Origin of the sequence: Mycobacterium paraffinicum (assembly GCF_001907675.1) — a bacterium.
In the GTDB taxonomy this organism is placed as follows: domain Bacteria; phylum Actinomycetota; class Actinomycetes; order Mycobacteriales; family Mycobacteriaceae; genus Mycobacterium; species Mycobacterium paraffinicum_A.
In genome coordinates this window covers 213,868-226,181 of record NZ_MPNT01000005.1, presented here as the reverse complement: position 1 = coordinate 226,181, position 12,314 = coordinate 213,868, and the positions used below count along the sequence as shown (strand labels likewise).

Here is a 12,314-nt window from a genome sequence, read left to right as displayed (position 1 = left end):
GACTGCGCGCTGCCGCGCGGCGCGAAGTGAATCGAATCCGCGCTTCTGGTAGCGGAGCCCGCCCGACCGGGGAGGTGTTCGGCTCGGTAAAGGCCAAGAAACAGGTAGGCAAATCCGCCGAAGTACGTTCGCGGTGTGTCTTATCCTGCTTGCGAACCGGGCCCGACAAAGTAAGGGGAATGTTGTCACTGACGCGAAGCCGACTGGCGGTGGTCGTGTCGGCAACCGTCGGGCTCTTCCTGTTCGCGGCGGTGTTGTTCACCTCGAGCGCCCCGAGGCGGGCGGTACTCTCCCCGGCGGGCTCGGTCATCGCGGGCCTACTCGCCACCGCATCGTCGATACTTGCCGCCCGCGGTTCCCGAGGCCGCCAGCGCCTGGCGTGGGCCGCCATGTCTACCGGATTGGTCGGCTGGACTGCCGGCGAGGCGGTGTGGTGCTACGTCGCTCTCGGTGGCGCTCTTCCCGTCACGGATCTGTCCGCGGCCAACCTGGGCTACTTGATCTTGCCGCTGTGCGCGTTGGCCGCCGCAATCACGATTCCCAGCCGGGACGACTCCCGCTTCGGAATCGGTCTCCTCCTCGACGGCATCATCATCACCGCGTCGCTGTTGGTGGTTCTCGTCATTCTGCCGCTGGGGCGGACGGCTCGACTCCCAGTAACGTTCAGCGTTCCGCAAGTGGTGTTGGCCGTCGCCGCCGGCGTGTATTTGGGACTGGTAGCCACGGCCTTCATCGTTGTGCGCAAGGCCGAGCCGGGCCGCCAGCTTTCCGCCACGCTGATGATGCTCGGGTGGGGAGTCATCGCCGCGGCCGGAGTGGTCCACGTCTATCAAAGTCACGCAGACCGGGCGCCGAGCGGCCTCGTCGTTCTCGGTTGGGCCGTCGGGATGTACTTCTTCACGCTGTCCGGACTCACCTCTCGTCCAGGACCGGACCCAGACCTCGGCTTCTCGCAACCGTCGTCACGAGCGGCGCTCTGGCTGCCGTACCTGGCCGTACTGCTGGCCATTGTTGCCGGCGCCGTTCACTTTTGGCCGGCAAACCGGGGCGAGGCGTTCATCTTCTCGGTCTGCGTGGCGCTCTTCGTCACCATCGTGGCCCGCCACATCTTGCTCCTCGACCGAAAGCGACGTCTACTCGCCGCGGTGTCGGACGCCGCTCTGCGGGATCCGCTGACCGGGTTGGCAAATCATCGCCTCTTTGACGATCGCCTCGCGCATGCGCTTCGCCTCCACGTTCAGCACGACGTACCCGTGAGCGTGCTGACGGTGGGCGTCGATGATTTCAGGCTGGTGAATGACACCCTGGGTTATGACGTGGGCGACGAATTGCTGCGCGACGTGGGCGAGCGGATCCAGGCCACCATCAGTGATAGCCACACCGTCGCGCGGATGGGCGGCGACGAGTTTGCGGTGTTGGTCGAAGACCGTCCCGACGTGGCCGTGCAGGTCGCCAACGGGCTGGCACGGTCGTTCGAGGAGCCCGTTGCCATCGAGGATCACCGGCTCGACGTGCGTCTGAGTATCGGCGTGGCCTCGGCCGGAACAGAGGTGTTGGCGCCGGGCGATCTTCTCAAACAGGCCGATGCCGCAAGGTCGTGTGCCCGGCTGCCGAGCTCGAGCAACGTGCGGACGTTCACCCCCGAGATGGACGCGCTGCTTGGCCGGTTGCCCGCACATGCCGGTGCCATCGCGCGGTTGCAACTGCTCGGCGAGCTGAGACGCGCCATCGAGAACGATTCGCTGAGCTTGCTGTACCAACCGAAATTTTCCATGTCGACCGGGTCGGTGACCGGAGTAGAGGCGCTTGTCCGGTGGCAACACCCGCGATTCGGTGTGCTGGCGCCCGACGAGTTCTTACCGCTGGTCCGCGAACACGGACTCATCCATGTACTCACCGATCTGGTGCTGACACGGGCCGTCTCCGACGCCGCCGCGTGGTACGCGGCCGGCACCGCGATTCCCGTCGCGATCAATCTGGGGGCGCCGTCCCTCGATCAGGATGCGCTGCCCGACCGCATCATGTCCGTGCTCGCCGAGCGCGGGATGCCGCCCAGTTGCCTCACGATCGAGATCACCGAGGACTTGATGGTCGCCGACTTCGCCAGAGCCCGCACGGTGCTCAATCGTCTTCGGGAGAACGGCATCCGGGTGGCGATTGACGACTTCGGCAGCGGCTACGCCACTCTCACGTATCTACGCGAGCTCCCTGCAGACGAGATCAAGCTCGGCCGGGAGTTCATAGCGCCGATCGTGCACGACGACCGCGCCGCAACCATTGCACGCTCGGTCATCGAGCTGGCGTCCGCGTTCGGGATCGACACCGTTGCGGAAGGCGTCGAGGACAGCGCGACCGCCCAGCGGCTCAAGGGCTACGGCTGTGACGCCGTACAAGGGAACTTCTTCTGCAGCCCGTTGCCCGCTTCCGAGATTCCCTGCGTCCCAGCCAATTCCACACTCGCCGCACAATAGGGAATGGCGCGCGCCCTGAGCGTCAGCCTACGACCGATCGCTCTAGCGAGGCCAGCGACTCGGCGAGGTAGTCCTCAGCGAAGATCGGGATCGTGTCCACCCGGTTCCGGAAGTCCTGCGATGCGCCGCTCCAGTCGTAGGTGAGGGTGACTTCCGTCTTATCGCCTGTGGGGGCGAGGTGATAGCGCCAGAACCAACCGCCGGGGGCGTGGTTGCCGGCGTCGTCGAGCACGCCCGGCTTCCATCCGATCGAACGCTCCTCATCAAAGACATCGACCCGGTTGTGCGTGACGTAGTGACCGCCGGCCTGGGGGAGATACATGTTCATCGCGAATATCTGTCCCACGCCGGTGATGGGGGCGCTGTCCACCGCGTCGCGGACCCAATCCGTGGGCTCGGTGTTCTGGTGGCGGGACGGGTCGGCGAGGACGGCGAAGATGTCCGCCGGACGTGCGGCGATGGTGCGGGTGACGACGTAGCGTTCAGCGGTCATGCGTTTTCTCACTCATCTCTAGGGCCGTACGCGGCCGCGATATCGGGGGAGCCGGGCCACCCCGAATATGTGGGGCGCGAGGGCCAGCCTTCAGGGGAATCAAGCCACTCCTCTTGGCGGCCCCACGGCAGGATGTCGATCAACCCAAACGTGTGGCTCAGTTGCTCGGTGCCTCGGCCGTTGGTATGCCACGTGCGGTAGACGGTCTCGCCGACGCGAAGGAACACGTTGACCCCGAACCCGCCGCCGGGGGGCGCGTCCAAGTCGGCGGCGAACGGGCTCTGGGAGGACGAATACCAGTCCATGTGGTTGCCGACCTTGCGCTTGTAGGCGAGGGCTTCTTCGATCGGTCCGTTCGTCACGATGACGAACCGGGCGTCGTAGTTGTCCAGAAACTCCAGTCGGGTGAATTGCGACGTAAAGCCCGTGCACCCGCTGCACTGCCACTCCGCGCCGTCGTCCCACATGTGGTGATAGACGATCAGCTGCGAGCGGCCGTCGAACACCTCAGCCAGGCGGACGGGCCCGTCGGCGCCTATCAGGGTGTAGTCGGGCAACTCGACCATCGGCAGCCGGCGGCGTTGGGCCGCGATCGCATCCAACTCGCGGGTGGCGGCCTTCTCACGTTTGCGCAGTTCGTCGAGCGCCGCGCGCCAGGTTTGGTGATCGACGACGGGCGGCAGGGCCGTGTTTGCGGACATGGGATCCACCTTTGCTCGAAATTCGTTGGTCACGAAAGGTCTGACTGGTCGAGCGTGCGAAATTCATCGCCGCGCGTCGCGAACTTCCGCCACCGGCTCCGCCGGTCGTCGCGTCGACGGTCCGGCGCCGCTCGGCAACTATCCGGACCGGTCCGCGTTTCGCGCCAAACTGGCTGTAGCCGAACGCAATTGGCCAGCGGACTGCAACGGTTCCGGAAACCCGACGCGGGCGTAGGCCACCCCGCGTGGGGTGTGCACCCGTAGGTCTAGACCGTATCGGTCGATGCCGGTGCATACCGCGGCATCGGCGTCTGGATAGCCGCCGAACGCTCGGGCCATCGCGGTCAGGGCGTCGCTGTGGTCGGCGTTGAGGTGCGCCAGGGCCCTGGGCGCGGCCGGTGCGACCGGATCCGGCGAGGCGGCCGCGTATTCTTCGCCGGTGGCCGAGTCCATCCGGCCGTATCCACCCACCCAGCGCACCCTATGCACGTTGAAAACCCAGAGGGTGAAGTCGGTGAAGTCGACGTAATGACGGGCTTCGGGCACCGCGTTGAGGTACGCGGCCCGCGCCCGGTCCCGGTGATCGGCCAGTGGGTGAGCGACCGTGCCCGCCAACGTGATCCGGGCGCCCGCCAGCGGGTCAGATCGTGCGGCGCCCGCAACGATGGACAGGCTGGCCCGTGGGTCGGCGGCCAGGTTGCGACCGTGTTCGGCCAGGTTTGACACGCACAGCACCGGGGCCCCACCCAGCAATCCATACACCACCAGCGACGCCCAGGGGTCGCCCTCGGGGGTCAACGAGGCCAGCGTGGCGGCGTTCGTGGCGGCCGCAATGGTGCGGGCCTGCTCAGCCGCGGATGGACGCGCGGAGCTGGTCGGGGGCCGAAGCGGCGGTGGTGCGGAGGGTGCGCCATCGGGGTCGCCATGGTCGCGAAGTGACACGCCCGCGAGGCTACTCGCCGACCGGTGGGCGTCTCAGTTGATCGGCCGCCAGCCGCCAAGAACAGCTTCGCGGTACCAGCCCAACCGATTGCGGACCTGGACCCCGAGGCGGTTCTGGGCGTTGACTCGGCTGTCGATGATGTGGCCGTCGTCGACGTAGATGACGACGTGCGAGGCGCGGCCCGCATTTCCGTTGGGGTGCAGATAGATCAGATCGCCGGGCCGGAAAGGACCTTCTTGCGGGATGCGGCGCCCCATCGGACCAGCGGTGCCGTCGGCCTGCTCGTGCACGTCGCCACCGAACTTGATGCCGAGCCCGTAGTTGTAAACCCAGGCGGTGAAATTCGAACAGTCCAGGCCTCGCCCGGGATCCCAGGCGGTCAGCCCCTGTGGGAGGTCGGGGTCGGGATTCTCTCCGAGCGCACCGGCATAGGTCGATGTCGGCGGCTGCCAGCCGGGGATGTGATGGTGGCGGTATTGCAGGCCGAGCGGGTTGCCGGGGGAGTAGACGTAGCGCATGGCCACGGCGACGATGCGTTCCTGTCTCCAGGTGGTGGCGTCGCACCGCGCGCCCTGCGGGATGTCCGGCGGCGGCAAGGCGACCGATCGCGGGCCCCATCCTCGGTTGAGGTAATGACCGTCGGCATCCGTGCGGTACCAGTCGGACGGCGGATCCTGGGTTTGGGGCAGCCCGTCGCGACTGGCGAAATCCGCTGTCAGGGACGCCCGGTCGCACGAGAAGGGGTAGGAAAACTCGCCGTCGTCGGCGCGAGATCGCCCGTCTGCCAAGGGATTAGCGAGTGCCATGGCCGCGATGCCCAGCATCGACAGCAGCGCCCGGGGATACCTCACGGAGTCACGCTACAACAGCGCCGCCGGGCATTTTCCATTCCGACGCCGCGTTCACCGCATCGCCGACAATGCGATCCCGCTCGAGGCCCCTTAACGGGTATTGACCTGCGTCCCCGGCTTCGTCCGATAATGCAGATGTCACGAGAGGAGGCCCACGATGAGGACGGTCTTTCGCCATCTTGTGGTCATCGCCATGCTGGCGTTCGCGTCGATGGCGGCCGCGACGATCGCGACGCCGGCCGTGAGCTCGGCCGACTGCGCCGACGGCGAATGGTGGGACCCGACGGGCAAGGTCTGTCGGCCCCTCGGGGTAGGGCCACAACCGCTGGCGTGCGACCCGGGCCAGTGGTGGGACCCGACGGCTAATGTGTGCAGGCCCCTCGGGGTAGGGCCGCAGCCGCTCGCCTGCGACAACGGTTGGTGGTGGGACCCGGGCGCCAACGTATGTCGCCCACCGGTGGTACCGCCCGCCGGTTAGCGCCTTTGCAACGAACGTCGGTATGCGACCGGTAGCTTTCGCGGCATGGACGACTCCGTTGTGGTGAGGGTGAAGCCGGGCAGTCGAAAGGGACCCCTCGTCGAGGTGGGACCCGACGGCGAGCTCACGATTTACGTGCGGGAGCCGGCCGTTGACGGCAAGGCCAACGACGCCGTTACCAGGCTTCTGGCGGCCCATCTTGAAGTGCCCAGGAGCCGGATCGAATTGATTTCCGGAGCGACCTCACGACTCAAACGTTTCCGCCTGAATCCCTGAGGGCGCGCGGCGGCGCGTCACATATCGCCGTCCTATCCCGTCTAGCGACCAGAGAGTTAGGACGGATAGTCGGGAGGACGGCACGATGAATCGCTTGAGTACGCCCGCGCAGGTCTACCTGATCGCGGTGACAGCGACCGTGGGGGCGGTCACGGCTGGGATCGGGATCTGGTGCCTCGTCGATCCGGCTTCCTTCGCCGATTCCGTTGGTTTTGCTGCGCACCGGCACTTCTTGCATGACGTGGGTGCGTTCCAGTTGGGCCTTGGCGTCACACTGTTACTCGCGTTGATCTGGGCGGACGCACTGGCCACGGCGCTCGCCGGATTCCTCGTGGCGAACACCGTGCACACGGTCAACCACGTTGTCGACCTCGACGTCGGTGGTTCCGCCACGCAAGCGTGGGTGCTCGGTGGGGCGTCGGTCGCCCTGGCACTGGCGTTCGTGTTGCGGTTGCGCCAACTCGGCTACGTGCTGGGCTGTGTGGGCACGGCAACCAGTCCGAGACTGGCGCCTTTCGTGCGCCAAAAGACCATCAGCCTCACCACCTTTCGCAAGGACGGCAGGCCCGGCTCCAGCCCGGTCAGCATTGTCGTCGACGGGGAGCGCGCCTACTTTCGCAGTTTCGAACGGGCGGTCAAAGTGCGCCGCATTCGCCGTAACCCGAGTGTCGAATTCGGCCCGGCGACTGCGTCGGGCAAGCCGACGGGAGCCGTGCTGCCCGGCCGCGTGCGTCTGCTGGAGGGGCCCGAATACCAGCGTGCGGCACGTCTGCTCCGGCGGAAATATCCGCTCCTGCACGGCGTGTTGGTGCCGTCGGCGCACCGACTGATGCGGTCCAAGTTCGGCCGTACGATCCATGCGGAGTTGACTCCGAGTTCTGGTCCAGTGCGGCCCAATGAGTTCGGCCGTCACCCTGAGCACGGGTCGGCGGGAGGTTTCTGATCTGGTGCCCGGCTGATCGCTGAGATGCCTCGATAGCAAGCATTGGCAGCACGACACAGCTCGCTTCGCCGCCGAAGCATGCCCGGATTCGATTGTGATCCACCACGGACGCCGGACCCGAGACCGGGTTCGCCCCCAAAAGCCACTGCGCCGTCCACCTGGTGACTCAGCGCGGCGGTGTCCCTTTGCCGGTGAACTGCTTGACCAGCGTTTCGAGACGTTCGGCGTCGTGCCCCGGGCGCAGCCGTCCGGTGCGGGTGAGGGTGACCAGTCCGTGCAGCGCGGCCCACAACACTTCGGTGAGCGCGTCCGCATCCTGCTCGTCGGCGACCAGGCGCACCGCTTGGCGTAGTTCCGCGAAGCCTGCCGTCAGCTCCGGGGGAGTGTCCTGGTCGGCGAAGCGCAAGGTGGTCGCGCGGCTGAACATGGCGTCGTATACCGCCGGGTTGTCGCGGGCGAAGTCGAGGTATGCCTGCGCAATTCGGGCGAGAACGTCACCGGCCGCGCCGCCGCCCGACCGGGCGGCCCGAATCGCGACGGCGAGCTCCCCGAACCCGTCGACGGCGACGGCGTCGGCGATCTGGTCCATGCCGGTGAAGTGCTTGTACAGCACCGGCTGGCTGTATTCGATTTCGGTCGACAGTCGACGAGTGGTCACGGCCTCCCACCCTTCGGCCTCGGCCAACCTGCGGGCCGTTGTCACGATCAGCGCGCGCCGGGCGGTCCGCTCCCGCTCACGACGATCCTCAATAGCCATACCCGACAGTAGCACGACTAGAAAATCTAGCACCGCTATTGACAGCTTCCGCCGTCAGGGTTAGCGTTGCTAGCGGTCAGATCGGAGGGAGCTAGGGCATGTTTCAGCTCAGGATCTACACCCTGCGATCACCGGGCGCGCTGCAGCGGTATGCAACCGTGCATTGGGCCCGCCACCTGGCGACCTTCGAGACCTTCGGGGTCATCACCCACGGTGTGTGGACCGAACGGAGCGGTAGCGCCAACCGGCTCGTCGCGCTGATCCGCTACCCCGCGGACGCCGACCCCGAGCAGCTCGCGCAACGCATCATGACCAGCCCGGAATTCGCCGCCGACATGGCCGGCTTCGACGTCGGCGACATCATCGATGTCAGGACGAAAGTCCTTGACGCGATGCATTTTTCACCAATCCGCTAGAAGGGGTGCTCGACATGACTGTCACGACCATCGGTTATACGCTCGCCGGCCTGCTCGCTGCGGCCATCATCTTCATCGGGGCGCGCTTCCTGCACGCCCCGCGTGTCGCCGCGGCCGGCTATGGGGTACTGCCCGATCTCGACCAGCCGGGCGCGGGCGCCTACTTGAGCGTCAAAGGCGTGCGCGACATTGCGACGGGGCTGTTCGTCATCATCCTGATGGTCGCCGGCGCCACCCACCTGGTTGGCTGGGTTATGTTGGCCGCCACCATCATCCCGATCGCTGATGCAGCCATTGTGTTGCGCAACGGCGGTTCCACGTCGATCGCTTGGGGCGTTCACGGCGGCACCGCCGCCGTCATGCTCGTCACGACCGCGCTATTGCTCGTCTCCTAGAAACTCGCCACATCGAACAAGTATGGATCCCCGACGAGAGCCGACGTGTTGTCACAGCCGGGACGCCGCGAATGGTGTGGCAGCGGCTGGGGGAGGAGGGGCGTGGCCAGATTGCTTTCCGTGCTGCGACAACAACATTCGCCATCGCTCAAGCGCTCGCCAGCCTGACGGCATGCCCCCTTGGCCGTTCGACCCGGTGCAGCTTTACCCCGCTGCAACCCCCAGGGGTGGTCCTACGGTGGCCGCCGGAACGCATCCGGTCGCTGAAATTGCTGTCAATGCGAGCATCGCCGCAACGACGACCTTAGTGACGACTCGTGACATGACGCCTCCGTTCATTCGACCCCCTTGTCCAGGACTATAGGTCGACCGCGCCATTATTTCAATCATTGTTGAAATGTTCGGGGTTTCCGGGCATAGTTCGATGCGCACGGGTTCGACCGGTTCACAGCGCACCGCCGAGGTGAACGGGTGTGACTGCTCTATCGTGGCTTTCCTAGCGCGCGAGAGCATCAGCCGCACAACGCGTCCATCGTTGGACGAGAAGGAGAGTCACTTGACGTCGAGGGTTCCGCCGGTCAAGGTCGCGCGAACCGTTGAACAGGTCCGCCACCACTTGTCACGGCTGCGTCAACGCTCGGCTCCGCCTGCGGCGGTGATGATGGAGCTGATCATGAACGCCTGGGTTGCTCAAGCGATCACATCCGCAGCGGACCTCGGCGTGGCGGACGCCCTGGCGAGTGGCCCGCTGTCCGGCGACCAGCTGGCGGACCGGATCGGCGCCGACGCCGACGCTCTGAGGCGACTCATGCGCGCGTTGATCGGCATCGGGATCTTCCGGCAGCTCAGTGACGGCCGTTATGCACTCACCCCACTGGCGGACACGCTGCGCACGGACGCGCCCGGGTCCATGTCCGGGATGGCGCGTTGGGTTGGGTCGCCACAGCATCGCGAGCACTGGAGCCGACTGACCGATGCGATCCGGACCGGAAAGGCGGTCGTCCCAGAGCTCCGCGGCAAACCGGCCTTCGAGTACCTGGCCGACGAAGCCGAGCTGGCGGGGATCTTCAACACTGCGATGACCAATGTGTCCGAATTCGCGACCGTGCCGTTGACGGCCGCCTACCACTTTGGTGCGTTCGACACGATCGTCGATGTCGGTGGCGGACACGGTCGACTGTTGGCGGCGATCCTGGAGACGGCTCCGGATTCGCGTGGGGTGCTGTTTGATCTTCCGGAGGTCGTGGCGGGCGCGCCGGCATTGCTGCGCAAGCACGGTGTCGAGGACCGCGTCCGGATCGAAGAGGGCTCGTTCTTCGATTCCGCACCGCAGGGCGGTGACGCGTATGTGCTCAAGAACGTCATTCACGACTGGCCCGAGGACGATGCGGTGCGCATCCTCAAGAATGTCCGCGCCTCAGCTCGTGCCGGTGCGCGCCTGTTGCTCTGCGAGTTCGTCATTCGCGAGCACGACCGCGACTTCCACGGCAAGTGGGTGGACCTTGAGATGCTGGTCGTCGCCGGCGCTCGCGAACGCACCGCGGACGAATATGGCCAGCTGTTCGACCAGGCCGGTTTTCGCTTGAATCGCATTGTCGAAACCGTATCCCCGCTCAGCATCATCGAGGGGATCGCGGTATAGCCGAGGCTGTTTCGGCACCAACCCTGGGACGCGGCCTGATGCAAAGCCGCCCCGCGGTCGCCGCCGATCAGGACGCGATGAACGCGAGCAGGTCCGGGTTGAGCACGTCCGCGTGCGTGGTCAGCATGCCGTGGGGGTAGCCGGCATAGGTCTTCAACGCACCGTTCTGGAGAAGGTCGACCGCTCGGGGCACCGCACTGGCGAACGGAACGATCTGATCGTCATCGCCGTGCATCACCAGCACGGCAACGGTGATCGTCCGCAATTCGTCGGAGTAGTCCCGCAGCCAGGACACCACCGTCTCGTAGTGAGCCTGGGCGCTGCCGGACATGCCTTGACGCCACCAGTTGGCGATGACCGCCTCGGACGCTTCCACACCTGGGCGGTTGAATCCGTAGAACGGCCCCTCCGGTACCGCGCGAAAGAACTCCGATCGATTTCCCAAGACGCCCGCGCGTACCGCGTCGAACCACTCCTGAGGTTGCCCGCCCGGATTGTTGTCTGCCTGCGCCATACTCGGTGTCGGGGAAGACACCAGCACCGCCTTGGCGACCCGCTCCTGATGGCGCGCCACATAGCAGGCCACTTCAGCGCCGCCGGTCGAGTGCCCAATGTGGACGGCGTCGCGCAGATCAAGCTGCTCGGTCAGCGCAGCCAGATCGGCCACCCAATGCTCGATGTCATTGCCGGTCCCGACCTGCTCGGACCGGCCATGGCCGCGGCGGTCATGAGCAATCACCCGATAGCCCTGGCGCAGGAAGAACATCATCTGCGCGTCCCAGTCGTCGGCCGTCAGCGGCCAGCCATGACTGAAAACGATCGGCTGGCCAGAACCCCAGTCCTTATAGAAGATCTCGACGCCGTCCGAGGTAGTAATGGTGGGCACGGTCGTTCCTCTCGCAGTCGCCTCTCGCGGGCTCCCGCGATCGAGTGAGTCAACTGTAAGACACCAGAATAGAGATTGCGCCAACAGCCAACTGCGTTGAGGCCAAGGAGCTGAAACTCCTTAAGCTGCAAAGCAACTCGAATTCAACGCCAAAAGGTGTGCGCTGCATCGGTGGGGCAGGCCCGTGCCAGGGTGGCCATCTCGTCGCCGAACTCCTGGTTGATCCGGGCGACCGCTTTCGCCGACGGCGGCAGTTCCGTTTTCAGCGGGTCTTGTCTGCCTAGGTCATCGTTCATCTGTTTTGCGCTCTTCATGAATTCTCGGGCCAGCGCCGCCGCCCGCTGAGCGTGGGCCGACAGGCCGGGCGCGGTCACCTGGTTGGCTCGCCGCTGCAGGCCGTCGAGGAATGCCTGATAGTCGGCGTCGGTGGGCACCGAGTTCTGTTCGTAGGAGCCCGGCGGCGCGAACCGCGTCTTGGCTTTCAGCGAGGCCTGCATGTCGCGGTTGAAATCGATGAATTGCCGCACACTCCAACACGGTTGCGCCCGCTCGTCGATCCGCCACTCGACGAACAGACCCGCGGCGGCCACGGCCACGCACCATACCGTCAAGAAGCGGCGGGCGGTCTTGTGTGTACGGAGACTGTTTGCGGCCACTCGATCAACCTAATCGAGGATCGGGCCGATCAGCACCCAGCGGTCGACGCCCGTCACGCGTGGGGGCAGAAGATACCCAGGATCTGTTGACAGTTGTCTCTATTGATGAGGGCCGGCGGCGGCGGGGGTGGAGGGGCCGGTGGATTGTCGCCGTCCCAAATGTTCTGGGCGACATTGCCCTGCCCAAAGTAGACGTAGTAGTAGGTGTGGCAGATGTTGTTGTCCCAGATCACCGGATTGGTGACATGGTTCCCGGTCGGCGGCAGAGGTTCGCCGGGGCACCAGCGGTGCGGGCCGCCATCGGCGTTCGCGGTGCCTGCGGCGAGCCCGAGACCCGCGACACCCAGTCCGCCGGCCACCAGGGCGGTGGTCGCTAACCGCACGATTCGTCGCATCTTGATGGTCC

15 protein-coding genes are annotated in these 12,314 nt (G+C 65.9%); 7 read left to right on the top strand and 8 right to left on the bottom strand.

Annotated elements, in window-relative coordinates; all coding sequences use genetic code 11:
• Positions 1 to 179 precede the first annotated feature (179 nt).
• A complete protein-coding gene (locus BRW65_RS08495; protein ID WP_073873444.1) occupies positions 180 to 2,471 on the top strand; it encodes a putative bifunctional diguanylate cyclase/phosphodiesterase in 2,292 nt (763 codons plus the stop codon).
• A gap of 22 nt (positions 2,472 to 2,493) precedes the next feature.
• On the opposite strand, the gene BRW65_RS08490 is transcribed toward BRW65_RS08495, so the two are convergent.
• The 4 genes from BRW65_RS08490 to BRW65_RS08475 all read right to left on the bottom strand — a co-directional run bounded on the left by BRW65_RS08490 (position 2,494) and on the right by BRW65_RS08475 (position 5,459).
• On the bottom strand, positions 2,494 to 2,964 hold the full coding sequence (locus tag BRW65_RS08490) for an SRPBCC family protein (RefSeq protein ID WP_073873442.1): 471 nt from the start codon (positions 2,962 to 2,964) through the stop codon (positions 2,494 to 2,496).
• A gap of 8 nt (positions 2,965 to 2,972) precedes the next feature.
• Positions 2,973 to 3,665, bottom strand: coding sequence for a DUF899 domain-containing protein (locus tag BRW65_RS08485; protein ID WP_073873440.1), 693 nt, complete (start codon positions 3,663 to 3,665; stop codon positions 2,973 to 2,975).
• Between the two features lie 138 nt (positions 3,666 to 3,803).
• Entirely contained in the window at positions 3,804 to 4,607 is an 804-nt protein-coding gene (locus BRW65_RS08480) for a HugZ family protein (RefSeq protein ID WP_073873438.1), read from the bottom strand.
• Positions 4,608 to 4,640: 33 nt separating this feature from the next.
• Positions 4,641 to 5,459: an NlpC/P60 family protein gene (locus BRW65_RS08475; protein ID WP_139272930.1), complete on the bottom strand. Its 819-nt coding sequence runs from the start codon at positions 5,457 to 5,459 to the stop codon at positions 4,641 to 4,643.
• A gap of 157 nt (positions 5,460 to 5,616) precedes the next feature.
• On the opposite strand from BRW65_RS08475, the gene BRW65_RS08470 reads away from it, so the two are divergent.
• The 3 genes from BRW65_RS08470 to BRW65_RS08460 all read left to right on the top strand — a co-directional run bounded on the left by BRW65_RS08470 (position 5,617) and on the right by BRW65_RS08460 (position 7,156).
• Positions 5,617 to 5,937, top strand: a complete 321-nt coding sequence (locus BRW65_RS08470) for a hypothetical protein (protein WP_073873434.1) — start codon at positions 5,617 to 5,619, stop codon at positions 5,935 to 5,937.
• A 45-nt stretch (positions 5,938 to 5,982) separates the two neighbouring features.
• Complete coding sequence (locus BRW65_RS08465) at positions 5,983 to 6,213, top strand: DUF167 domain-containing protein (RefSeq protein ID WP_073873432.1); 231 nt, start codon at positions 5,983 to 5,985, stop codon at positions 6,211 to 6,213.
• Positions 6,214 to 6,298: 85 nt separating this feature from the next.
• The gene (locus BRW65_RS08460) at positions 6,299 to 7,156 is read left to right on the top strand and encodes a PPOX class F420-dependent oxidoreductase (protein ID WP_073873430.1); all 858 of its coding nucleotides are present in this window, start codon (positions 6,299 to 6,301) and stop codon (positions 7,154 to 7,156) included.
• Positions 7,157 to 7,322: 166 nt separating this feature from the next.
• Here the strand turns inward: BRW65_RS08460 and BRW65_RS08455 are convergent, their stop codons facing one another.
• Positions 7,323 to 7,913 carry a TetR/AcrR family transcriptional regulator gene (locus BRW65_RS08455; RefSeq protein ID WP_073873428.1) on the bottom strand — a complete coding sequence of 197 codons (591 nt, stop codon included), beginning with the start codon at positions 7,911 to 7,913 and terminating at the stop codon, positions 7,323 to 7,325.
• A gap of 98 nt (positions 7,914 to 8,011) precedes the next feature.
• Here BRW65_RS08455 and BRW65_RS08450 point away from each other — a divergent pair, with 98 nt between their 5' ends.
• The 3 genes from BRW65_RS08450 (at position 8,012) to BRW65_RS08440 (ending at position 10,366) form a co-directional block, all read left to right on the top strand.
• Positions 8,012 to 8,329 carry an NIPSNAP family protein gene (locus BRW65_RS08450; RefSeq protein WP_073873425.1) on the top strand — a complete coding sequence of 106 codons (318 nt, stop codon included), beginning with the start codon at positions 8,012 to 8,014 and terminating at the stop codon, positions 8,327 to 8,329.
• A 14-nt stretch (positions 8,330 to 8,343) separates the two neighbouring features.
• Entirely contained in the window at positions 8,344 to 8,724 is a 381-nt protein-coding gene (locus tag BRW65_RS08445) for a DUF4267 domain-containing protein (protein WP_073873547.1), read from the top strand.
• A 556-nt stretch (positions 8,725 to 9,280) separates the two neighbouring features.
• Positions 9,281 to 10,366, top strand: coding sequence for a methyltransferase (locus BRW65_RS08440; protein WP_073873545.1), 1,086 nt, complete (start codon positions 9,281 to 9,283; stop codon positions 10,364 to 10,366).
• 67 nt (positions 10,367 to 10,433) lie between these two features.
• On the opposite strand, the gene BRW65_RS08435 is transcribed toward BRW65_RS08440, so the two are convergent.
• The 3 genes from BRW65_RS08435 to BRW65_RS08425 form a co-directional block, all read right to left on the bottom strand.
• Positions 10,434 to 11,252 (bottom strand): alpha/beta fold hydrolase, encoded by an 819-nt coding sequence (locus BRW65_RS08435; protein ID WP_073873423.1) that lies wholly within the window; start codon positions 11,250 to 11,252, stop codon positions 10,434 to 10,436.
• Between the two features lie 143 nt (positions 11,253 to 11,395).
• A complete protein-coding gene (locus BRW65_RS08430) occupies positions 11,396 to 11,908 on the bottom strand; it encodes a hypothetical protein (protein WP_244168033.1) in 513 nt (170 codons plus the stop codon).
• A 53-nt stretch (positions 11,909 to 11,961) separates the two neighbouring features.
• A complete protein-coding gene (locus tag BRW65_RS08425; protein ID WP_073873421.1) occupies positions 11,962 to 12,303 on the bottom strand; it encodes a hypothetical protein in 342 nt (113 codons plus the stop codon).
• Positions 12,304 to 12,314: the final 11 nt, after the last annotated feature.